Consider the following 22,319-nt stretch of genomic DNA (forward strand, 5'->3'; position numbering starts at 1 on the left):
TATAGGGTTTATCAATAATACCGCCAAAATTATATGAAAACTCCCCGCTGGAATGATTTATTTGTAGCTTTGTAACTTATGGCCACACAAAGTTTAGATACCGAAAATCCATCTTTTTTACAGGCAGTAGCCTTTGTCAACCAAACCAATCAGCCACTATTCCTTACCGGAAAGGCAGGTACGGGTAAAACAACATTTCTAAAATACATTCAGCAGAATTGCTATAAAAAAATGGCGATCACCGCGCCGACCGGTGTGGCGGCGATGCACGCTGGAGGAACGACGCTGCACGCACTATTTTGGTTGCCATTCGGAACTTTTATCGAAGATTATCCCTTACTTTGGGATCAGGAAGATAGCCATATCTACAACAAAAGCAGGTTGTTCAGTACGATTAAGTTGACCAAACAACGTCGAGCTATTTTGCAAGAATTGGAGTTACTGGTGATCGATGAGGTTTCCATGGTGCGCGCTGATACGTTGGATGCTATTGATGTGATTTTGAAATCTGTGCGCCGAGATATGCGACCGTTTGGTGGCTTGCAAGTGCTTTTTATTGGCGATTTATATCAGTTGCCACCTGTAGTGCGCGATCATGAATGGCAGGTGCTTCGCGATCATTATTCCAGTCCGTTTTTCTTTGATGCGAAAGTGCTGCGCGAATATCCGCCTGTTATTTTAGAATTGCAGAAAATTTATCGGCAGAAAGACGATCACTTCATCAACGTGCTCAACAACATTAGAAATAATAAGACGACGTCGGAAGATTTAGCGCAGCTGAATGCCTATTATCGGCCGGATTTTATTCCGTCGAAAGACGAACAATATATTACGTTAACTTCTCATAATCGCTTAGCGGATCAGCTTAATCAAGAAGCTTTGCAACATCTTCCCGGGAAAATGTTTAACCTCAAAGCGGTCGTTAAAGATGAATTTCAACAAGGATCGTATCCGACCGAAGAATTGTTGACGCTGAAAGAAGGTGCGCAGGTAATGTTCATCAAAAACGATGTCGGCGAAGATCGCAAGTTCTACAATGGAAAAATCGGTACGGTAAAAGAACTGAAAACCGATAAGCATCAGATTATCGTCAGTTTTGCTGACGGATCGGATGATGTTACCGTGAAGCGAGAAACTTGGGAGAACATCAAATACAGCTATAATAAAGGCGACGATAAGATCGAGGAGGAGGTAATGGGTACATTTTCGCAATATCCGTTGCGGTTGGCCTGGGCAATTACCATTCATAAAAGTCAGGGCTTAACCTTCGACCGAGCCATTATTGATGCAGGAACTTCCTTCGCAGCTGGACAAGTTTATGTAGCGCTGTCGCGATTGCGCGGTTTGGAAGGTTTGGTGCTGCGCAGTCAGATCGCTCCGCATTCGATCCGAACGGATGGACAAGTGGTCAATTATATGGCGCAAGCTTTAGCTAGTGAGCAGTTGCGAGATGTACTGCAGAAAGGACAACGCCAGTATTTAGGACAAATTTTACTGCAAAGTTTTCGCTGGACGAACTTGGTGGAGGTAACCGAAGCCCAAGCAAAAGCTTTGGAGGAAAGAAATATTGATTCGAAAGAAACGGCGTTATTATTCTTTGCCACGCTGTTGGATGATGCGAAAGCGCAAGAGAAAGTGGCTAATAAGTTCGTTACTCAATTATATAATCTATTCCGAGATGCGGCCAATATCGATTACAGTGAAATACATAATCGCACAAAATCTGCGGTAAATTGGTTTCTGCCAAAGATGACAGATGAATTAATTGATCCGTTAGAAAAACATATTGCGGAATGGCAAATCAAAAAACGAACTAAAAAGTACATTACCGAACTGAAAGCGATTTTATTGGATTTTAAGCGGAAGCATGAGCAAATTAAGCATAGCTTAACTATTGCTGAGGTGCTCAATGGCGATTTGGCGACATTACCTTCCGACGTGTTGAAAACCGACAAGGTAACAGATGAGAGCATCAAAAAAGATACTAGCGATGAGGTGCCGATGGATACGAAAGCAATCAGCTTGTCGATGTTTCAAGATGGATCTTCCATTGAACAAATCGCGCAAAAACGTGGGATGGTTGCTGGAACGATTTATGGGCATCTGATTAATTTCGTAGGTGAGGAAATCGAGGCAGAGGATCTGATTGATAAGGATAAGCTGGATCGTGTTGTGGCCGTTTTAAAGGAACACGACGGCAAATCATCTTCGGAAATTAAAGTTATTCTAGGTAAGGATTTCGATTATCCGGATATCCGCATTGGACAAAAAGTATTGGGATTAGGCTAGCCAATGACAATAGCTTATATTTGTCGACTGATCTAAAATTAACATGTCCACCAACGATAAAAAGAAGGCGAATAAATGGCTGGTATTTTCCACTATGCCCTTCCAAATGGGAGCTACAATTTATGCGTTTTACTGGGTAGGGCAGTGGTTAGATCATCAATATAATGTCACTGGAGAATGGTGGATGAAAGGTTTTACCTTGTTGGGTGTGGCCGCATCCTTATACCATTTTATCCGCATGGTAAACTATTTAAATCGTGATGAGTAAACTTTTGAAACCTGTCTTGTTTGTTTTGTTGTTCGCTGGAGTGGCTTATGCTGCGCACTACGGCATCAGTACGGCGATGGGGTTCTCCGAAAGATGGATCGCATTGGGATATTCTTTAGAAGGCATGTACGCGTTGCAGGCAGGGGCTTCTTTGCTTGTGGTTGTGATGATCGCTATGGCGCAATTCGCGATGCCGAAGAACGTCGGATTTATTTTTCTGGGATTGGTTTTGTTGAAGGCGATTGCAAGTTATGTTTACATCAACGCAGGTTTGGAAGCATCGGAGGATAAGTTTCTTGCTTTGCAGTTCCTGATCGTCTTTTTCCTCTTTCTTTTTGTAGACGTGTACATGGCGTATCGTGCTATAAATCAGGCTGAGCCGGATGTGGAAACTAAAATTTAATAAAAGTTCTCGGAAATGGTATGTTATGCCAAAGAAAGTTGTATTTTTGCGCAAAATTTTTGTTTTTCAATCGAAATCTAAAATGCTAAATTTGAAGAAAGCACTTATCTGTTTCACAGTATTTTTACTTACTGTTAGCCCATTTACACTGCGTGCAGCCGATGCGCATCAGGAAGGTTCAAAAACTGAAGCGGAAGAAATTTCCGAATACATCAACCATCACTTGCAGGACGATCATTACTTTTCGTTGTTCACTGACAAGAAGGCTGGTAAGCATTATGGGTTTCCATTGCCGGTTATCTTAATTGATAACGGTTTCCACATCTTCTCTTCGGGTGAGTTTCACCATGGCGAGCACGTGGTAGAGAAAAACGGTCAGCATTACGCATTGTACCACGGTAAAATCTATAAAACAGATGCTGCTGGAACCATCAATTACGACGAAGATCATCACGCAACAAACGAAAAACCTTTAGATTTCTCGATTACGAAAAACGTTGTAGGTCTTTTATTAGCAGCTTTGTTGTTGTTCGTTGGTTTTACTTCATTAGCAAAAACCTACAAAAAAGGCGCGAACAACTTACCAAAGGGAGCAGGTCGCTTCTTGGAGCCATTAGTGTTGTACGTTCGTGACGAGATGGCCATTCCTAATATCGGTCATCGCTATAAAGAATTTATGCCGTATTTATTGTCGGTATTCTTCTTGATCTTCTTGTTGAACTTATTGGGCTTAACGCCGCTTGGTTTCAACGTAACGGGTAATATCACGGTAACGTTGTGTCTAGCGTTGTTTACATTCGTAATCACGAACGTGAAAGCAAATAAAGATTATTGGAAACACATTTTCTGGATGCCAGGTGTGCCTGCGCTATTCAAGGTGTTTTTGATGCCAATTGAACTGTTAGGAATATTCACGAAGCCATTCTCGTTGATGTTGCGTTTGTTCGCAAACATCACAGCAGGTCACTCCGTCGTGATGGGGTTGATCGCGATCGTATATTTGTTCCAAAACCAATTGACAGTTGGTGGTAGTATCGGTGTATCCATGGCGTTAACTTTATTGTTATTTATCTTGGAATTATTGGTGGCGTTCTTGCAAGCGTTCATCTTTACGATGTTATCATCATTATTTATCGGTATGGCGGTTGAAGAACACGCTCATCATTAATCAGCATTTTTTGTTAAATTTTATAAATTCATTATTATGTACAACTTAATTGGAGCAGGTCTTATCGTAATTGGAGCAGGCTTAGGTATGGGTAAAATCGGTGGTTCTGCTATGGAAGCAATCGCTCGTCAACCAGAAGCAGCTTCTAAAATCCAGACTGCAATGATTATCATCGGTGCCTTGATCGAAGGTTTGGCATTCGGTGCGTTGATCTTGGGTAAATAAGCTCAGATCGCTTTAAAAGTACAGACATAGGCTGCAACGGTTGGTTGCAGGCTATGCTTTGTTAAATTCAACAAAAAGACAAAAAATTAACCCTTATACTACGCATTATAATGGAAGCACTTATTAATCAGTTTTCGTACGGTCTGTTCTTTTGGCAGCTAATTATCTTGATCATCGTTATCGTAATCTTAGGTAAATTTGCTTGGACGCCAATTGTAAACGCCTTAGAAGAACGCGAAAACGGTATCGCTGATGCGTTAGCTTCTGCGGAAAAAGCAAAGTTGGAAATGGCGCGCCTAACCAACGAAAACGAGCAGCTGTTGAAAGAAGCGCGTGAAGAACGTGATTTGATTTTGAAAGAAGCGAAAGAATTGAAAGATAAAATCGTTAGCGAAGCAAAACAACATGCACAAACAGAAGGTGCGCGTTTGATCGAAGACGCGAAACGTGAAATCGAAGAGCAAAAGCTACGCGCATTAGCAGAAGTGAAATCTGAGGTTTCTTCTTTATCTTTGGATATTGCACGTGTCGTGTTAACGAAAGAATTTGAAGATAAATCAAAACAAGAGTCTTTAGTGGCTGACTTGTTGAAAGACGTAAAATTAAGCTAGTACACGTATTCATTAAAGAATTTCTATGTCAGTATATACTGTTGCTTCACGATACGCTAAATCCCTAATTGATCTCTCTAGGGAGCAAAATAATTTGGATGCGGTGAAAACCGATATGGAGCAATTTCTTGCTTTAGTAAAGCAAAACTCAGAATTAGCGGCCATTCTTCGAAATCCAATTATCAAACAAGATAAAAAGAAATCGATCTTATCTGCTTTGTTTGCAGGTAAAATACAGCCATCAATTCTTAATTTCTTTAATATATTGGTGACAAAAGGTCGTGGTGAAATTTTGGTAGATGTTGCACAAGAATTCATCCGTGAATACCACATCGAAAAAGGCATTGTGCACGCTACGGTTACTTCGGCGACGGCACTTTCGCCAGAAAGCTTATCGCAACTTGCTACGCAAATTGGTCGCGAGATCAACGCGGAAGTGGTTTTGAGCAACAAAGTGGATGCGACGTTAATCGGCGGTTTCGTGGTTAAAGTAGGTGATCGCCAAGTAGATTTGAGCATCGCCGGAAAATTAAATAAATTGGAGAAACATTTCGCAGCAAGCGTTATCTAAGGACAACGGTAAGCATAGCGGTAAGTATAATTAAATTCAAAAACCCCTTATAATATTAAAATGATAGAGGTAAGACCAGATGAAGTTTCGGCAATTCTTCGCGAGCAATTGTCAGGCTTTAAATCAGATGCGGAACTTGAGGAAGTAGGTACCGTATTGCAAGTCGGTGACGGTATCGCGCGTATCTATGGATTGACTAAAGTTCAGTCCGGTGAATTGGTTGAATTTGAAAATGGATTGCAAGGTATCGTATTGAACTTGGAAGAAGACAACGTCGGTGTTGTAATCTTGGGTTCATCAGACGAAATCAAAGAGGGGGATACGATCAAACGTACGAACCGCATTGCGTCGCTAAAAGTTGGTGAAGGTTTGTTGGGTCGTGTAGTAAATACGTTGGGTCAGCCTATCGATGGTAAAGGTGCGATCGTTGGTGAGACGTACGAAATGCCGATCGAGCGTAAAGCGCCAGGTGTAATCTACCGTCAGCCAGTAACGGAGCCATTGCAAACAGGTATCAAAGCGATTGACGCGATGATTCCGGTTGGTCGTGGTCAACGTGAGTTGGTAATTGGTGACCGTCAAACTGGTAAAACTGCCGTTTGTATCGATACCATCATCAATCAAAAAGAATTTTATGATGCAGGAAATCCTGTTTTCTGTATCTACGTAGCTGTTGGACAAAAGAATTCTACGGTAGCGAACATCGTTCGTACGTTGGAAGAAAAAGGTGCAATGGCATATACAGTAGTTGTTTCGGCGTCAGCGGCAGATCCAGCTCCAATGCAATTCTACGCGCCAATGGCTGGTGCTGCAATTGGTGAGTTCTTCCGTGATACAGGTCGTCCAGCGTTAATCGTTTATGATGATTTGTCTAAACAAGCGGTGGCTTACCGTGAGGTTTCTTTGTTATTGAAACGTCCTCCAGGCCGTGAGGCATATCCAGGTGACGTATTCTACCTTCACTCTCGTTTATTGGAGCGTGCAGCGAAAATCAATGCAAATGATCAAATCGCGGCTTCTATGAATGATTTACCTGAATCGATCAAACATTTGGTAAAAGGTGGTGGTTCATTAACAGCATTGCCGATCATTGAAACACAAGCGGGTGATGTTTCTGCTTACATCCCAACCAACGTAATTTCCATTACGGACGGTCAGATTTTCTTGGAGTCCAACTTATTCAATGCCGGTATTCGTCCAGCAATTAACGTGGGTATTTCGGTATCTCGTGTTGGTGGTAACGCGCAAATTAAGTCGATGAAGAAAGTTGCTGGTACCTTGAAATTGGATCAAGCACAATACCGTGAATTGGAAGCGTTCTCTAAATTTGGTTCGGATTTAGATGCGGCTACCAAAGCTGTTTTGGATAAAGGTGCACGTAACGTGGAAATCTTGAAACAAGGTCAGTTCTCCCCAGTTTCTGTAGAGAAACAAGTTGCTATCATTTACATCGGTACAAAAGGTTTGTTGCGTAGCGTTCCTGTAAACAAAGTTCGTCAGTTCGAAGAAGAATACGTAATGCAATTAGAGCAACGTCATCCAGAAGTGTTGGCTGGCTTGAAAGCAGGTAAATTCTCGGATGAGCAAACAAGTGTATTAGAAACAGTAGCTAAGGAATTAGCATCTAAATATTAATTTTTAGATAGGAGATAAAAGATAGGAGAATTGAGAATTTTCTCATTTCTCCTATCTAATTACTCAAATCTTACATCTAAATATGGCGAATTTAAAAGAGGTTAGAAATCGTATTGTATCGGTAAGTTCTACACAGCAGATCACCAAAGCCATGAAAATGGTTTCGGCTGCGAAGCTGAAAAGAGCTACCAATGCTATTGTGCAATTACGTCCCTACGCGGAAAAACTGAAAGAAATCTTAACGCAGGTTTCAGCTTCGGTAGAAGGAAATGATTCTCCGTTTACGGAAGATCGTATCCCGACCAAAGTGTTGATCGTCGTGATTACTTCCAATCGTGGTTTAGCGGGCGCGTTCAACGCGAATGCAATCAAAACTGCGAATAACTTAATTGCAGCGAAATATGCAGATCAGTTTGCTCGTGGCGATGTAAGTATTGTAGCGATTGGTAAACGCGGGCACGACTTCTTTAGCAAAAGAAACTTTAATGTGATTGGTAACAACAATGAATTGTTTAGCGATTTAAGTTTCGAGAACGTTTCTTTGATTACATCCATGATCATGAAGGAATTCAAAGAAGGCAATATCGACCGCGTAGAATTGGTGTACAACCAGTTCCGTAATGCGGCCGTACAGATTTTGACGTCCGAACAGTTGTTGCCATTAGTGGCGGAGAAATCCGAAGATGAGCCGGTTCAAGAATTGGATTACATCATTGAGCCGTCTAAAGAAGAGATCATCGAAGAATTAATTCCGAAAACGATCAAAACACAATTGTATAAAGCAGTTTTAGATTCTCACGCTTCGGAACATGGTGCACGTATGACAGCGATGGATAAAGCGACAGATAACGCAGGTGATTTACTTCGCCAATTGAAATTGTCGTATAACCAAGCACGTCAAGCAGCTATTACCACGGAACTTACCGAGATCGTTTCCGGTGCAGCGGCATTGTCAAGCTAGTTTATCAAACAACAAAGTATATTAAAAAGGTAGAAATTGATCGATTTCTACCTTTTTTGTTTTTGTGAATATGGGAGTTATGATAGTGTTTAATGAGTGATGAAGCTATTTTACTTCAAACTTTTCTTGATAAAAGTTTGGCAAAACCACGAAGTGCTCAGCGAAGCTAAATCAAGACTGCATTCCTCGCTGCTATCCGTCCAACGAAATCCTAAGCAAAAAATGAACTCGTTTCGCTTAAACAGATTTTTGTTTTTGACGGATTTGCTTTTGGCCGAATGGCCGCAGTCGGAACACTAGGTCGGGTTTGGACTTATAAATGTGCTCTTGTGAAAATGTAGCGAGCGTTGAAGCGATTTTATTTCAATTTTTTGTTATCGTTAGATTGCTTCGCTATGCTTCATCGCAACGACGGAGAATCTTCATCGCGAACCCGAGGTAAGAGGTTTTGGAAACCAATTTAAAGACGTATAATTTTGTGTTGTGCTTGCCCTTGCGTTTGAATCTAAATGCTTATCTTTTATAATTACGTTTAGTGGATTATTTATGTTCATATTTTCAAGAAAATTACATATTCAATTTCATTATGTTTATTTTTGTCATTGATGCGTTCACGATGAGTTTCGCAAGATGTTTTAATGGCAGCGACTCCCATGTGTTTATGTTTTATTCTTTTATATATCAAAATATAGTTAAGGAAGATAAGAGTCAATCATAGGATAAATTTGACTCAATCATTGTTGAAATGATCAACCAAATCTGAAACCAAAATGAAAAAAATATTACTGACAGTATGTGCATCTATATTTTTCGCGAGTTGCCAAAAATCTGATGACGCGATTGGAATGGTGGATGTAGAATCGCAAGATTCTGTTTGGATGAAACTAAGTATTCCCACCGACGGTCGTGGTGTTTCTGCTATTCATGGAAGTATTGATGACACACTTATCGTAGCCACAATGTTTAATATATACATCACCACGGATATCGGTAAATCTTGGAAAAAGGCAATTGACGCAGGTTTAGGTATCGCCGGATTTAGTCTTTATGATGGTGAATTAATGGCGCTGGGAAGTTTTCGTGGAAGTGGGGATAAAGAGTTTGGCGAACGTCCGTTTCTATTTTCGTACAATAATGGAGATACATGGAGTCGTAAGGGACGATTTACCTATGAACATTATGACACGGTTCGCGTAGAACGAGATCGCGTTGTTCATAGTGACGGAATTACTTACCGGATCGACAATAATTTAAAACCGATTGCTGGAAGCACATCTTTATTACACGGTCCTAATAAATTATTCAGAGTTTCGAATGATACGGAAGAGGAATTATACTTCCCTTCGAAAAGATATTTTAATTATCTGCACTTAGACGATAAAAATCGTCTTTATGTAGGAGCAGATGGACAGCGATTTGAAGGTGAGGAAGAAAAGTTTGTATATAGTGCATCCGATTCCTCACTTGTTTACGTTAGTCGACAGCCAGTTTCTGATGTGAGGACAAAATAACTTATCAGCACGGTCGGCTTTACTATCGTTTCAACCAAAGTTTTCCCAATACCTTTTCCGCTTCCTTAGCGGACGTATTACGTCGGATTTGGATGGATTTTTTATCGCTATAAGCCAACGGAACCGCAATCGTGCGGATGATCCCATCGCGAGCGATTAAAATTTCTATAATTTGACCTAATTCACCATGTTGAAGAACTTGTTCTAATTCGCGCCCTGCTGGATCCAAACGAACACCGTTGATGCCGATAATTTCGTCGTTCACGTTTAAGCCTGCTTTCCAAGCTGATGAGTTACGATCGACACCTTTAATGATAATGCGTGTATCGTTGTTTGCGGTGCGAATACCTAAGCTCAACGTTTTGTTTTCAGCTAATAAATCAATTAGCTCATAACCTACGCTGTTAAAGTATTTGTTGTAATCCAATTCCCCATTGGCATAAACAGCACGGAATATTTCTGACAAATCGACACCGGAAACTTCTTCTGCTAAGGCCTGAAATTCCGCTTCTTCAAATCCGCGTTGTTCTTTCAAGTAAAATTGTTCGTAGGCAGCTTTCAAGACATCATCCAAACGTTTTTCACCTTTGCTCTCCGCGATAATTTTCAAATCTAAAGCAACGGACAGTATTGCGCCTTTGTTATAATAGGATATGCTGGTGTTCGCTGAGTTTTCATCGGGGCGATATTGCTTAATCCATGTATCGAAGCTAGATAATCCGGCAGATTGTAGCGCATAACCAGGTCGGTTGTACACCAAATTAAATTCCTGAGCCAGCGTTTGCAAGTAATCTTCTTCATCGCGGAAATCACAGCGATACGTAATCAAATTATCGTAATAAGATGTGAAACCTTCCATGATCCACAGCAAGGAGGTGTAATTCTCTTGCTCGTAATCGAACGGGCCGAGTGGCGCTGGACGTAATCTTTTCACGTTCCACAAATGGAAATATTCGTGAGCAACCAGCGTCAAGTAATTGTTGTAGCTTAATTTCTGTTGGTAAGCATTTCGGCTGGACGCTAATATGGTGGAGTTCAGATGCTCTAATCCACCATAAGCTTGTTGATAATTGTGCGTGACAAAAACATAGCGGTCATTAGGGTTTGATCCCCAAATGCGTGTTTCCTCAGCCACTATTTTCTGTACATCTGCGGTAAGCTGGTCTTTATCATAGTTTCCGCCACCGACCATTGCAAATTCGTGTGGAATTCCATTGCAATCAATCGTCCAAACATCTTGATTACCAATTTCGAATGGAGAATCATATAAGATGTCGAAATTTTCAGCCTTAAATGTATGATGCTCGATTTCAGGTAATCCCGTTGATATTTTTGTCCAATAACCTGGTAAATCAATATGTACCGTAGAAGCATGATCTATCAATCCATCAACGTAGAAAAATGTTCCAGCAGGACTGATAAATGCGTGCGAATCATCTATAAAGTTCGTGCGAACGGATGTTTCAAAGCCGTAAAGTCGATATTTCACGACAGCGTTTTTTCCGTTGTTAAATATTCGCCACGTATTTTTGCTGATTTTTTCGTGTTGAATGGATGCTGCGTCCGAAGTTTCAGTATGAAAACCTTCTACGTGACGCGAAAACTCCCTTACCAAATAGGAACCCGGTGTCCAGACTGGCATCTTTAAATCTAAAAAATCGGTTTCAAAACCGTTCAATGTTAGTGTTACCTCCGCATAATGCGCTTGCGGTTCGATAAAGGAAATTTCGTATTTGATAGTGGTTTTGCGCTGTTCGGTCATTATACTGCTTCGTGGTAAAGAAAAAAATTAAGATTGAATGCGTTCGTACACTTCAAAAGTGAATGAAAAAGCGTGTTTTTCGTCGCTGTCGTGGAAAGTTGAATCAGTCAATTTCCATTCCGATAGATCGAACGTTGGAAAATAAGCATCTCCATCAATTTCGGTATGCACACGCGTTAAAAGAATCTTATTCGCATAAGGAAGTGCCTGCTTGTAAATTTCAGCACCGCCAATAATGAAAATTTCGCGTTCATCACGGCAGTAAGTAAACACTTCTTGCAAAGAATTGGCGACGTCCACATCCGGCGCATTCCACTTTTGATCACGTGTGATTACGATATTTCGACGATCCGGCAAGGCTTTACCCATGGAATCAAAGGTTTTGCGCCCCATAACGATGGAATGCTCCTTCGTTGTATTTTTAAAATATTTAAAATCGTCGGGAAGATGCCAAGCTAAATCGTTGTCTTTTCCTATGACGTTATTTTCTGAAGCGGCTGCTATTAAAATGATTTGCGTATTGTTCATGCTTTTGTGTTTTGGCGTTAGCCAATGGAATTATTAAACGGCAACGGGCGCCTTGATGTGTGGATGAAATTCGTAGTTCTCCAAGGTGAAATCCTCAAATTTAAAGTCGAAAATATCCTTCACATCCGGATTGATTTTCATCGTTGGAAGCGGTTTCGGCGTTCTTGAAAGTTGCAATTCGGTTTGCTCGAAATGATTGCTGTAAATATGCGCATCGCCCAAAGTATGGATAAATTCAGCGGCCTCCATATCGCAAACTTGTGCTACCATCATCGTTAAAAGTGCATAAGAAGCAATGTTAAAAGGAACGCCCAAAAAGATGTCCGCACTGCGCTGATACAACTGACAAGATAATTGCGGTTTGTGAATGCCTTTTTCTGGCTGCGCTGGAGCAACATAAAATTGGAAAAATGCATGGCATGGCGGCAACGCCATATTACCGATTTCAGCTACATTCCATGCCGAAACTATAATTCGTCGAGAATCCGGACTATTTTTAAGTTGCTGAATGATTTGGGCAATTTGATCAATATGCTGACCATCCGGAGTTGGCCAAGAACGCCATTGTGAACCGTAAACCGGACCTAAATTACCATGTTCATCTGCCCATTCGTCCCAAATACTTACACCATTTTCTTTCAAATAGCTGATATTTGTTTCGCCTTTCAAAAACCAAATCAATTCGTGGATAATCGAACGCGTGTGAAGCTTTTTTGTGGTTACCAGTGGAAAACCTTCCTTCAAATCGAAACGCATTTGATAGCCAAAAACGCTTCGTGTGCCCGTTCCGGTTCGGTCTGTTTTTTCTACGCCGTTTTTGTAAACGTGCTCCAGTAAATCCAAATATTGCTTCATATTGTGTTTTCCTTTGATGAGAAGTGTTTGAGGTGCCGATTTTGCTGTTTTCTGAAACTTGAAATTCGATGGAATTAGCTGTTTTTTAGCGTCAGCAAGCACTATATGCGAAGATAGCGGTTTTTGTGCTATTTCCCTTAAATTATGTATTTTTGCAAAATCTTAAGCACATGGATTTTATCTAAATGGGCTGAGATACAGAAGCAGGGATTGCACATGGATGAGATAATGACAAACAAAAAAGTAGCTTTTTACACGCTCGGATGTAAGCTGAATTTCTCGGAAACTTCATCTATTGGACGTTTGTTCAAGGATGCGGGATATGAAAGCACGCCATTCAACAGTGCTGCGGACGTGTATGTCATCAACACCTGCTCTGTGACCGACAATGCGGATAAAAAATGCCGTAAAGTGGTCAAAGAAGCGTTGAAATATTCACCAAACGCATATATTACTATCGTTGGTTGTTACGCACAACTAAAGCCAACGGAAATTTCCGAAATTCCGGGTGTGGATATGGTGCTTGGCGCTGCGGAGAAGTTCAATATCATTGAGCACATCAACGATTTGACGAAAACGCAAAAAACGGTGGTTCACAACGCGCCGATTGAAGAAACCCAACAATTTGTTTCCGCTTTCTCCATTGGCGATCGCACACGAACCTTCCTAAAGGTTCAAGATGGTTGTGATTATTCGTGTACATTTTGTACCATTCCGTTGGCGCGCGGCGCAAGTCGTTCCGGCAAAATCGAAGATTTGGTGAAACAAGCTGCCGATATTGCTGCTTCTGGTGTAAAAGAAATTGTACTTACAGGCGTCAATATCGGGGATTTCGGGATTCGCGATGGAAAACGTCAGGACAAGTTCTTGGATTTGGTAAAAGCGTTGGACGAGGTGGAAGGTATTGATCGTATTCGCATCTCCTCGATTGAGCCCAATTTGCTTTCCAACGAAATTATTGAGTTCGTTGCGCAATCCAAACGATTTGTTCCGCATTTTCACATGCCGTTGCAGTCGGGTAATAACAAAACCTTGGCAGCTATGCGCCGTCGTTACAAACGCGAATTGTATGCGGAGCGCGTAGCTAAAATTAAATCTTTGATGCCCAATTGTTGTATCGGCGTGGATGTGATTGTCGGATTTCCTGGTGAAACTCGCGAAGATTTCATAGAAACATACAACTTCCTAAACGAGCTGGATATTTCTTACCTGCACGTTTTTACCTATTCGGAACGCGAAAATACCATTGCAGCCCAAATGGAAGGTGCTGTACCCGGTGCGCAACGTAGTGATCGCAGCAAGATGTTGCATATTCTCTCCGAGAAAAAACGTCGTGCATTTTACGAAGAGCAAGTGGAGGCTATCGGCGATGTGCTTTTCGAAGGTGATGAAAAAAACGGCTACATGCATGGTTTCTCCAAAAACTATGTAAAAGTGCGCACGCCTTACGATCCATTACTGGTCAACGAAATTGTTCCCGTGCGATTTACGGCGGTTACCGAAAATGGCGAAATGGACATGGAGGAACTTCCAGAATTGTTGGTACATTAATTTAACCTAGCTGCTTCTTTCTAATAAAATTTTAACCAGCACTTTATGCTGAGTTAACCCCCTGCGATTAGTTTTGCTGCATTGTTAATCAACACTAATCGACATTTTATGACACAGATGAAGCTAACTATTGCGTACCCAATCTTGCTGTTGGTTGCGTTTCTAGTTACAGGAATCCAAGCTACTTTCGGACAGGGCACGCAGGCTACTATTAACGGACAGGTGATCGATCAATCGGGAAATCCGGTTGTGGGAGCTACTGTTCGTGTGAAAAATGAATCAACAGGTTTTACAGCAAGTTCCGTTACCAATGACCGCGGTACTTTTGATATTAAACAGCTGCCACTCGGCGGTCCGTATGTCGTCACAGCATCGCACATCGGAAGTGGCGAAGGCGCAGTTACTGGGATTCAACTGAATCAGGGTGATGTGGCGCGTGTAGAAGTGGAAATCATATCATCCACCTCCAACCTCGATGTAGTGGAAGTAAACGCCTCGGGGTTGGTAAATACCAAAGATTATTTAGGCGCCGCGACAGCATTCTCTTCGAAAGTAATTCGTTCGTTACCTGTTAACGGAAGGAACTTTACCTCATTAACTGAATTGTCGCCGTTGGCAACTCCGGGCGGTGCTATTTCTGGACAATTAGCATCCTCTACCAATTTTACAATCGACGGTATGAATTCGAAAAACCCGACCTCCGGCGGATCGACAACAGCGCGCAGTGGAGCGCCGTATTCGCTTTCTATGGAAGCGGTTCGCGAATTCAAAGTGGTTACCAATCAATATGATGTGATGTTTGGTCGTAGCGGTGGCGGAACGGTAAGTGCCGTAACAAAAGCAGGTACGAATACTTTCACAGGTTCTGCTTTCATGTTCGGTAGAACGGATTGGTCGACGAGTAAGTACGACATCGCGGGAAATCCACGTTTGGGAGATTATGCTACTTACCAATATGGATTTTCATTGGGCGGTCCGATTATTAAAGATAAGTTGCATTTCTTCGCTGTTTGGGATCGCCAACAGGATAACCGTTCGTTGTTGATCGCCGATCTTCGAGGAGGACTGAATCAAGAAATTTTTGCTATAACCGAACCAACTTTAAATCGTTATCTAGATATAGCGCGTAGTAAATATGGCGTATCAGCTGATCCTCAAACAGGTGCGATCGATAAGCGCAGAACTTCGGATGCCGGATTTTTACGTTTGGATTGGCAGATTAACGACAAAAACTTGTTAACTATCCGTAATAATATAACCTACGATTATAATCCACTTGGTTTAGCGGATAATACGAACATCAACTTGTTGGAGTCGTATGGTAACGATAAGAACTTTGATAATAGTTTCCTAGCAACATTGCGTACTTCTATTTCACCTCGTTTAACGAATGAATTAAAAGTACAACACTTATATCTATACCAGAATAGTACGCAAGGAAATCAGATTGCGCCAGGATACATTCCGCGCGCGATTGTGGAAGAAGTAGAATCTGAAATTGAGGGCAGAACGCTACGTACCAATTTGCAATTAGGCGGTCACCGTTTTGCACAAGAGAATTTTAGAAACAATATTATCCAATTGACCAATAATTTATTCTACGATTCCGATTGGGCGAAATATGTTTTCGGGGTTGATTTGATGACGACTACATCCAAATCCGTTTATGGTTCTGAGGTAAACGGACGTTTCCATTTCTCAGGCTTAGATAATTTTGAGCAAGGTAATGCATATCGTTATTATCGCGAAGTTCCTTTAAAAGATGATGTTGCCGTGCGCGGAACAATTATGAATCTTGGTTTGTATGGCCAAATGCGTAAAGATTTAGGATCCGGAATGGAGTTTACCGCAGGTTTGCGCATGGATTACGCAGGTTACCCGAAAGCACAATTCAATGATCTCGTTTTTCAAGAATTAGGGATTCGTACCGATAATAAATTGGCTTCTTTCATTGTTCAGCCAAGATTGCAGTTTAGCTGGGATATTAATCAAAACGGAACGGATTACTTGAGAGCTGGCGCAGGTATATTCGCTTCGGATATTAACAATTACATGATTATCAATAATCTTACGTTCGACGGTTCTAATTTCTCGACAGTAGATGTTCGCGGTGCTGATGTGCCAAATGTGGATTTTCCTGCATATCGCGCAAATATGAGCGCTATTCCTACGGTGTTGAATAGAGGTGTTCCAACCATCAATTACACGGGTGAAAATGCAGCCGTGCCAACGGTTTACAAAGCCAACCTTTCTTATACACGATTTATCACCGATCGCTTCAAAGTGAGTGCAACGGGTTATGTAACGCTAGGTCGTAACAATTACACGTACATCGACCGAAATATGGTTGCCGATCCATTCTTTACGTTGGCCAGTGAAGGAAATCGTAGCGTGTTTGTACCATTAGCGTCCATTCCAAATAATGGACAACCTGATTGGCAACAAGGTCGTCTGTCGGATAAATTAGGTCGCGTTTTAGAATTGACAAGTATCGGAAAAGTGAATAACTATGCGGTCGTTTTGGATGGTACGTATAACTATTTTAAAGATGGGACGATTACAGTGAGTTATACATGGAATGATACGAAGGACAATACTTCATTTAATGGAAACGTAGCAAATTCTGCAACGCTTTCTCAAGCCGTTGTAAATGATCCGCGCGATTTGAGTGCTTTCACGTATTCCACGAATCAGTTTAGACATAAATTAGTTGCTTACGGAAACTTACCAACATGGTACGGTGTTCAAGTTGGCTTACGTTACACGGGCGTTGGCGGTACAAGATATAGTTTGTTGGCCGGAGCGAATACCAGCGGAGATTTCGGCGGTGCAGCCAATAATTTAGCATATATCTTCGATCCCAACAGTCCAAACACACCGGAGAATATCCGTACCGGATTGCAGGCCATTTTGGATAATCCGGAAGCCAGCCAAAGCATGAAGGATTACATCACACAATATGCCGGAACTTTCGCGGAGCGTAATGGTGGTATCAATAGTTTCTACGGAACCTTCGATGTGCGTGTAGCGAAGAATTTCCGTTTCTACAAAACACATAGCGTCGAGTTGTCAGCGGAGATCTTCAACTTTGCCAATATGTTGAATAAAGAATGGGGGATTTTCTACAATCAAGGAAGCCGCGCATTGTATGCGTTACCACAGGAAAATGCATTTACCAACGGGCAGTTTAACTACAACGTGAATAGTATCGGTCGGGTGGCGCCATCAGGCAATCCGTACCAAGTGCAATTTGGTTTGCGCTACGCATTCTAACTCTTAGATAGCGTTTACTCAACTTTTCGAGGCTACGATCCAACAACGGTCGTAGCCTTTTTTGTTTTTTGTAACTGAATGAAAATAATCACTAACAGAATAAATATTACGCCAAACCATTGCCAGCCAGAGACATATTCGCCTAATACAAAATACGACATAGATACAGCAACCGGCAATTCTACCGCGCTTAGAATGCTTCCCAACGAATAGCCGGTTTTTGGCATGCCATACGCAAAAAGCAAAGGAGGAATAATCGTTCCGAATAAGGCTAATAATGCGCCGAAAGGGAGTAAACGTGTAATAATTTCTGTTTGCAACAAGCCTACAGGTCGAAGCACAGCGACAACCAAAATAAAAGCTCCGGTTACCATCAAGGCACTTTTTAGCACCGTTGGATAATCTTTACCGATGCGGCCGTTGAGCATGATAAATAGCGAGTAGGAGGTAGCTGCTCCCAGTCCATATAGTAATCCCGAAAAGGAAAGATCGCTCACTTCTTTCTCGAATATTCCAGTCGAAAATAGCGTGCCCACGATTACTAAAGTACATCCGATCAGTTGAGGTTTTGTCGGAGGAGTTTTAAAGAATACCCATTCGATCAACGCGCCGATCCATGTGTATTGCATCAGTAACACGATAGCGATAGAAGCGGGGAGGAGATTGACACATTGGTAATATAACACGCTGACCAATCCGGTGCTGAGTCCGGCGGCGACCAACAACCAAGGTGAATCTTTTTTCGGCTCCGCGTATGTTTTTGATCCGTTAAAAGAACGAAGAACCAAATAAAGCAACCACAAAGCCGCTGCGCCCAAAAGCGCCTGCGCGCCAGTTACCTCGCCCAGCGTAAACCCAGCCTTATATGCTTTCTTAACAAAAGTAGATAATACACCGAAGCTAGCTGCACCTAAAAAGACCGCCAAAGAACCCCAAATTTTTTCCATCAAAAGCAAAAGTAGATAACAATTGTGGAAAAATCTTACTTGCTAAATATCCATACAGAAATACTTTTGTAAGATGGTCACTCGTAACTTTTTCAAATCGCAATCCTCCTTGCAATACCTCGTTGTTTTGTTGTGCGCATCGTTAGTGTTAGGTGCTTGTGGAGCGAGAAAGAAGACGGCAGGGAGCTATCGACTGGAAAGTGGAAAACGTCCAGCTGGTGGAAAAGGTCCGGCTTCGGACGCCAGCAATTCGCGTTCGATCAGCTATTCTGGAAAGAAGTTCGATAATTATGCACAACTTCTGGGTGTAAGCAACCGCGAGATATCGAAAAGTAGCGATTTGTATTTATTTATCGATCATTGGATGGGAACGCCACATCGAACAGGTGGTTTCGATCGAAAAGGGATGGATTGTTCCGCTTTCGTTGGTCTGTTGTATCGCGAAGTTTTTCGCCAAGATCTTCCGCGTACATCGCGTGATATGGCGGATAACGTCAAACGGAAATACGAGAACCAACTGCGGGAAGGTGACTTAGTATTTTTCTCTTTTGGCGGTCGAGATGTCGATCATGTCGGTGTTTATTTGCATAACGGTAAGTTTGTGCACGTTTCCACGAAACGTGGAGTAATTATTTCCGATCTTAAAGACACCTGGTATTATCGCTATTTCAAACGCGCCGGCAGTCCGAAAGCTTAGCGAGTGCTAAATTCTGTGTAGAATTGCGTACTTTTGTGCGCACTTTACAATAAAATATTATGTCGGACAGAGGGAAGCGTATCTTTCTCGGAATTTGTATCATCGTTCCATTTTTTATTTACTGTTTTTACTACTATTCAGCGATGGTGAAAAATGCACCATTTCGCTTTTCGGATTTTGAATCGGTGGAACTGACTTTCGGAACCCCGGATTCATTGAACAATCATTACAGTTCGACCACGCAGATTTATCAGTTTGAACGTAAAAACGGCACGATTGCCAAAGATACCGTGAAGATGCGTGACAACGATTTGTTGTATTTGCACCGCAAAGCACAAGAATTAGGCTTTTGGAATGTGGATGATGACATGACAACGCCAGAGGGCGAACGTGAGCCTAATGCGCCGAGATTTATACTGAAGTTTGCGTATAAAGAAAAATCGAAAGAAGTGACCTTGGATACGGACTATCCCGGAAATCCTAAAATGAAAGAAGCTGCAAAAACAACAATCGACGAGGTAATGAAAATGATTGCGGAAGCGCAGGCACGATAATAGGTTTATCGTATTAGCATTTCCAAAAATTGATAAGATAATATGTGCATAACACAGACTTTAAACGCCAGCTATATCTTTGTACAAGTAGATTATTTGTTTTTATATACTTGTGTTTAGTTAGTTGAGTCTGTTGGGAAACATGCTTTCTGAGTTATCGAAAAGCCATCTTTGGATGGCTTTTTCCGTTTTATAATTTCGGGCTTTCGTATTGTGGGAGGTCAATTAATTACGTAACTTCGTGGCAATGGACAATTTCATTGTTTCGGCGCGAAAATATCGTCCGGCCACCTTTGATTCGGTAGTCGGTCAGTCGCATATTACCAACACGCTTAAGAACGCTATTCACAATCAACAGTTGGCGCAAGCCTTCCTGTTTTGTGGTCCGCGTGGTGTAGGTAAAACGACTTGTGCTCGGATTTTGGCCAAGACAATCAATTGCGAAAACATAACCGAAAATACCGAAGCATGCGGCGAATGTAATAGCTGTCGTTCCTTTCAGAATGGCAACTCATTCAGTATTCATGAGCTGGATGCGGCATCCAATAATTCCGTAGAAGATATTCGCTCCTTAATTGATCAGGTTCGTATTCCGCCACAAACCGGGAAATACAAAATCTATATCATTGATGAGGTGCACATGCTTTCGCAGCAAGCTTTCAATGCTTTTCTGAAAACGTTGGAAGAACCGCCAAGTTATGCGATCTTCATTTTAGCAACGACGGAAAAACATAAAATTCTGCCGACTATTTTGTCGCGCTGTCAGATTTTTGATTTCAACCGTATTCAGGTCGAAGATATGGCCAATCATTTGGCGCGTATCGCAAAAAACGAAGGAATAAGCTACGAAAATGACGGTTTGCATGTGATTGCACAAAAAGCAGACGGTGGATTGCGGGATGCCTTATCCATGTTTGATCAGATCGTCAGTTTCTCTAATAAAGAAGTGACTTATCGAGCGGTAATTGATAATCTCAACATTTTAGATTACGATTATTACTTTGATTTGATTCAACATATTGCCAAGCAAGATGCTGCGCAAGCGCTGTTGATTTTTGATAAAGTGTTGTCCAACGGTTTCGACGGTGGACATTTCATGGCTGGACTTTCTACGCATTTGCGTAATCTTTTGGTAGCAAAGGAGCCAGTCACTTTGAAGTTGCTGGAAGTCGGGGAAACCATTCGTAAAAAATACTTGGAGCAAAGTCAGCAATTGAATAACGGATTATTGCTTTCTGCCTTGAATATCGCAAATCAATGCGAAATCAACTACCGAACAAGTAAGAATCATCGATTGCAGGTGGAGTTGGCGCTCCTCAAAATGTGCCACATTTCTACCGCCATTCAGCTGAGCGCATCGGGAACATCAACGGAAGTTGATGTAAAAAAAAAACTAACGAGTAATCCAACTCCGGAAGCAAAACCGAAGAGCGATACGACGCCAATAACTAATGCGACAGTTGCTCGCGAAGCAGCTATTCCTCAGAAAAATGAAGAGGCTAATCCGCAAGTTTCTTCTTCAACAAGTTCTATTCCTACTGCAAGGCCAACTCCATCGCCAACAAGCGAAGAGCAAAAGCTGGCGACCGCCAGCAAAGGTTGGGGAGCCATGCCTGCTAAAAAGTTGTTGCCCAATTTGAATAGCATTCTCGAAGCGAAAGCAGATGAGAAAGAAGAAAACGAATTGGTTCAGGGTTCCGAGTTCGTTGCGGTTTCAGAAGACGAATTCTTGGCAAAATGGAACATTTATGCAGATCGAATTAAAAAAGATCATAAGATTACATTGTTTACCATTATGTCCGCCAATGTTCCGCGATTAATCGGAAATGTTATTGAAGTGGATGTGGAGAATATGGTACAGATGGAGGAAATGAAGCTTGGTAAAGTGGATATGCTGAATTATCTCCGTGTGCAGTTGAGAAATTACGCACTAGAAATTCGGGAGGTAATGATCGAAAGTACACAAATTAGGAAACCGTATACCTCCCAAGAAAAATATCAAGCAATGGTTTCCAAAAACCCTGCTTTGGAAACCTTGCGTAAGAAATTCAATTTAGGATTAAGCTAGTAATCCTTTTACTACCTGAGAAATCGTGCTTCCGTCGGCTTTACCTGCTAAGCGCTGATTTGCTAAGCCCATTACTTTTCCCATATCTTTCATCGAAGAAGCACCAGTTTCCGCAACGATTGCTTTAATTACTTCCTCTATCTCGGAACGATCCATTTGCTTCGGCAAATAGGCTTCAATCACTTCTTGCTCTTCTACTTCGATTTGATACAAATCTTCTCGGTTTTGCGTTTTATAAATTTCAGCAGATTCTTTACGCTGTTTTACCAGTTTTTGCAATACCTTGATTTCCGCATCTTCGTTGATTTCCTCTACGTGCGTTTTCTCTGTTTTAGCTAACAAAATAGCCGATTTGATCGCGCGTAAACCACGAAGTTTTACATTATCTTTTGCGATCATTGCCGCTTTGATATCTTGGTTGATGGTCGTTTCTAATGACATA

At 41.7% G+C, this 22,319-nt stretch carries 20 protein-coding genes; 15 read left to right on the plus strand and 5 right to left on the minus strand.

What is annotated here, in order from left to right; genetic code table 11:
• Window positions 1-78 precede the first annotated feature (78 nt).
• The 10 genes from ACFSQ3_RS06155 (at window position 79) to ACFSQ3_RS06200 (ending at window position 9,642) form a co-directional block, all read left to right on the plus strand.
• Complete coding sequence (locus ACFSQ3_RS06155) at window positions 79-2,289, plus strand: helix-turn-helix domain-containing protein (protein ID WP_380868513.1); 2,211 nt, start codon at window positions 79-81, stop codon at window positions 2,287-2,289.
• 43 nt (window positions 2,290-2,332) lie between these two features.
• Window positions 2,333-2,557, plus strand: coding sequence for an AtpZ/AtpI family protein (locus ACFSQ3_RS06160; protein WP_380868515.1), 225 nt, complete (start codon window positions 2,333-2,335; stop codon window positions 2,555-2,557).
• Window positions 2,550-2,960 (plus strand): hypothetical protein, encoded by a 411-nt coding sequence (locus tag ACFSQ3_RS06165; RefSeq protein ID WP_380868517.1) that lies wholly within the window; start codon window positions 2,550-2,552, stop codon window positions 2,958-2,960. Before ACFSQ3_RS06160 ends, ACFSQ3_RS06165 begins: the two co-directional genes overlap by 8 nt.
• A gap of 91 nt (window positions 2,961-3,051) precedes the next feature.
• Window positions 3,052-4,128, plus strand: a complete 1,077-nt coding sequence (gene atpB, locus ACFSQ3_RS06170) for a F0F1 ATP synthase subunit A (RefSeq protein ID WP_449329217.1) — start codon at window positions 3,052-3,054, stop codon at window positions 4,126-4,128.
• A gap of 36 nt (window positions 4,129-4,164) precedes the next feature.
• On the plus strand, window positions 4,165-4,353 hold the full coding sequence (gene atpE / locus ACFSQ3_RS06175; RefSeq protein ID WP_380868520.1) for an ATP synthase F0 subunit C: 189 nt from the start codon (window positions 4,165-4,167) through the stop codon (window positions 4,351-4,353).
• Window positions 4,354-4,463: 110 nt separating this feature from the next.
• The gene (gene atpF / locus ACFSQ3_RS06180; protein ID WP_380868522.1) at window positions 4,464-4,964 is read left to right on the plus strand and encodes a F0F1 ATP synthase subunit B; all 501 of its coding nucleotides are present in this window, start codon (window positions 4,464-4,466) and stop codon (window positions 4,962-4,964) included.
• Window positions 4,965-4,989: 25 nt separating this feature from the next.
• Complete coding sequence (gene atpH, locus ACFSQ3_RS06185; RefSeq protein WP_380868524.1) at window positions 4,990-5,535, plus strand: ATP synthase F1 subunit delta; 546 nt, start codon at window positions 4,990-4,992, stop codon at window positions 5,533-5,535.
• A 60-nt stretch (window positions 5,536-5,595) separates the two neighbouring features.
• Window positions 5,596-7,170: a F0F1 ATP synthase subunit alpha gene (gene atpA, locus ACFSQ3_RS06190; RefSeq protein ID WP_380868526.1), complete on the plus strand. Its 1,575-nt coding sequence runs from the start codon at window positions 5,596-5,598 to the stop codon at window positions 7,168-7,170.
• Window positions 7,171-7,252: 82 nt separating this feature from the next.
• Complete coding sequence (atpG, locus tag ACFSQ3_RS06195; protein WP_380868528.1) at window positions 7,253-8,131, plus strand: ATP synthase F1 subunit gamma; 879 nt, start codon at window positions 7,253-7,255, stop codon at window positions 8,129-8,131.
• Between the two features lie 770 nt (window positions 8,132-8,901).
• Entirely contained in the window at window positions 8,902-9,642 is a 741-nt protein-coding gene (locus tag ACFSQ3_RS06200; protein WP_380868530.1) for a hypothetical protein, read from the plus strand.
• Between the two features lie 22 nt (window positions 9,643-9,664).
• Here the strand turns inward: ACFSQ3_RS06200 and ACFSQ3_RS06205 are convergent, their stop codons facing one another.
• From ACFSQ3_RS06205 to ACFSQ3_RS06215, 3 genes are read right to left on the minus strand one after another with little or no spacing between them, the layout of a single operon-like run.
• The gene (locus tag ACFSQ3_RS06205) at window positions 9,665-11,404 is read right to left on the minus strand and encodes a M61 family metallopeptidase (RefSeq protein WP_380868531.1); all 1,740 of its coding nucleotides are present in this window, start codon (window positions 11,402-11,404) and stop codon (window positions 9,665-9,667) included.
• A gap of 27 nt (window positions 11,405-11,431) precedes the next feature.
• A complete protein-coding gene (locus ACFSQ3_RS06210; protein WP_380868533.1) occupies window positions 11,432-11,932 on the minus strand; it encodes a dihydrofolate reductase in 501 nt (166 codons plus the stop codon).
• Between the two features lie 33 nt (window positions 11,933-11,965).
• The gene (locus ACFSQ3_RS06215; protein ID WP_380868535.1) at window positions 11,966-12,787 is read right to left on the minus strand and encodes a thymidylate synthase; all 822 of its coding nucleotides are present in this window, start codon (window positions 12,785-12,787) and stop codon (window positions 11,966-11,968) included.
• A 216-nt stretch (window positions 12,788-13,003) separates the two neighbouring features.
• Between ACFSQ3_RS06215 and mtaB the strand changes: the two genes are divergently transcribed.
• Window positions 13,004-14,338: a tRNA (N(6)-L-threonylcarbamoyladenosine(37)-C(2))-methylthiotransferase MtaB gene (mtaB, locus tag ACFSQ3_RS06220; RefSeq protein ID WP_380870024.1), complete on the plus strand. Its 1,335-nt coding sequence runs from the start codon at window positions 13,004-13,006 to the stop codon at window positions 14,336-14,338.
• 108 nt (window positions 14,339-14,446) lie between these two features.
• Window positions 14,447-17,611 (plus strand): carboxypeptidase regulatory-like domain-containing protein, encoded by a 3,165-nt coding sequence (locus tag ACFSQ3_RS06225; protein WP_380868537.1) that lies wholly within the window; start codon window positions 14,447-14,449, stop codon window positions 17,609-17,611.
• A 32-nt stretch (window positions 17,612-17,643) separates the two neighbouring features.
• Here ACFSQ3_RS06225 and ACFSQ3_RS06230 read toward each other — a convergent pair whose 3' ends face one another.
• Window positions 17,644-18,558, minus strand: a complete 915-nt coding sequence (locus ACFSQ3_RS06230; protein WP_380868539.1) for an EamA family transporter — start codon at window positions 18,556-18,558, stop codon at window positions 17,644-17,646.
• A 73-nt stretch (window positions 18,559-18,631) separates the two neighbouring features.
• Between ACFSQ3_RS06230 and ACFSQ3_RS06235 the strand changes: the two genes are divergently transcribed.
• From ACFSQ3_RS06235 to ACFSQ3_RS06245, 3 genes are all read left to right on the plus strand, one after another.
• Entirely contained in the window at window positions 18,632-19,255 is a 624-nt protein-coding gene (locus ACFSQ3_RS06235) for a C40 family peptidase (RefSeq protein ID WP_380868541.1), read from the plus strand.
• Between the two features lie 59 nt (window positions 19,256-19,314).
• A complete protein-coding gene (locus ACFSQ3_RS06240; RefSeq protein ID WP_380868543.1) occupies window positions 19,315-19,809 on the plus strand; it encodes a hypothetical protein in 495 nt (164 codons plus the stop codon).
• 247 nt (window positions 19,810-20,056) lie between these two features.
• Window positions 20,057-21,877, plus strand: a complete 1,821-nt coding sequence (locus ACFSQ3_RS06245) for a DNA polymerase III subunit gamma/tau (protein WP_380868545.1) — start codon at window positions 20,057-20,059, stop codon at window positions 21,875-21,877.
• Here the strand turns inward: ACFSQ3_RS06245 and ACFSQ3_RS06250 are convergent.
• The gene (locus ACFSQ3_RS06250) at window positions 21,869-22,318 is read right to left on the minus strand and encodes a GatB/YqeY domain-containing protein (protein ID WP_380868547.1); all 450 of its coding nucleotides are present in this window, start codon (window positions 22,316-22,318) and stop codon (window positions 21,869-21,871) included. The genes ACFSQ3_RS06245 and ACFSQ3_RS06250 overlap by 9 nt on opposite strands.
• Window position 22,319 lies beyond the last annotated feature (1 nt).

It is taken from the genome of Sphingobacterium corticis, assembly GCF_042684745.1.
GTDB lineage: Bacteria > Bacteroidota > Bacteroidia > Sphingobacteriales > Sphingobacteriaceae > Sphingobacterium > Sphingobacterium corticis.

Bases quoted from the DNA above. Each gene is read 5' to 3' on its own strand.
- ACFSQ3_RS06155 (WP_380868513.1), top strand. From the start codon at position 79: ATGGCCACACAAAGTTTAGATACCGAAAATCCATCTTTTTTACAGGCA.
- ACFSQ3_RS06160 (WP_380868515.1), top strand. From the start codon at position 2,333: ATGTCCACCAACGATAAAAAGAAGGCGAATAAATGGCTGGTATTTTCC.
- ACFSQ3_RS06165 (WP_380868517.1), top strand. From the start codon at position 2,550: ATGAGTAAACTTTTGAAACCTGTCTTGTTTGTTTTGTTGTTCGCTGGA.
- atpE (WP_380868520.1), top strand. From the start codon at position 4,165: ATGTACAACTTAATTGGAGCAGGTCTTATCGTAATTGGAGCAGGCTTA.
- atpF (WP_380868522.1), top strand. From the start codon at position 4,464: ATGGAAGCACTTATTAATCAGTTTTCGTACGGTCTGTTCTTTTGGCAG.
- atpH (WP_380868524.1), top strand. From the start codon at position 4,990: ATGTCAGTATATACTGTTGCTTCACGATACGCTAAATCCCTAATTGAT.
- atpA (WP_380868526.1), top strand. From the start codon at position 5,596: ATGATAGAGGTAAGACCAGATGAAGTTTCGGCAATTCTTCGCGAGCAA.
- atpG (WP_380868528.1), top strand. From the start codon at position 7,253: ATGGCGAATTTAAAAGAGGTTAGAAATCGTATTGTATCGGTAAGTTCT.
- ACFSQ3_RS06200 (WP_380868530.1), top strand. From the start codon at position 8,902: ATGAAAAAAATATTACTGACAGTATGTGCATCTATATTTTTCGCGAGT.
- ACFSQ3_RS06205 (WP_380868531.1), bottom strand. From the start codon at position 11,404: ATGACCGAACAGCGCAAAACCACTATCAAATACGAAATTTCCTTTATC.
- ACFSQ3_RS06210 (WP_380868533.1), bottom strand. From the start codon at position 11,932: ATGAACAATACGCAAATCATTTTAATAGCAGCCGCTTCAGAAAATAAC.
- ACFSQ3_RS06215 (WP_380868535.1), bottom strand. From the start codon at position 12,787: ATGAAGCAATATTTGGATTTACTGGAGCACGTTTACAAAAACGGCGTA.
- mtaB (WP_380870024.1), top strand. From the start codon at position 13,004: ATGGATGAGATAATGACAAACAAAAAAGTAGCTTTTTACACGCTCGGA.
- ACFSQ3_RS06225 (WP_380868537.1), top strand. From the start codon at position 14,447: ATGACACAGATGAAGCTAACTATTGCGTACCCAATCTTGCTGTTGGTT.
- ACFSQ3_RS06230 (WP_380868539.1), bottom strand. From the start codon at position 18,558: ATGGAAAAAATTTGGGGTTCTTTGGCGGTCTTTTTAGGTGCAGCTAGC.
- ACFSQ3_RS06235 (WP_380868541.1), top strand. From the start codon at position 18,632: ATGGTCACTCGTAACTTTTTCAAATCGCAATCCTCCTTGCAATACCTC.
- ACFSQ3_RS06240 (WP_380868543.1), top strand. From the start codon at position 19,315: ATGTCGGACAGAGGGAAGCGTATCTTTCTCGGAATTTGTATCATCGTT.
- ACFSQ3_RS06245 (WP_380868545.1), top strand. From the start codon at position 20,057: ATGGACAATTTCATTGTTTCGGCGCGAAAATATCGTCCGGCCACCTTT.
- ACFSQ3_RS06250 (WP_380868547.1), bottom strand. From the start codon at position 22,318: ATGTCATTAGAAACGACCATCAACCAAGATATCAAAGCGGCAATGATC.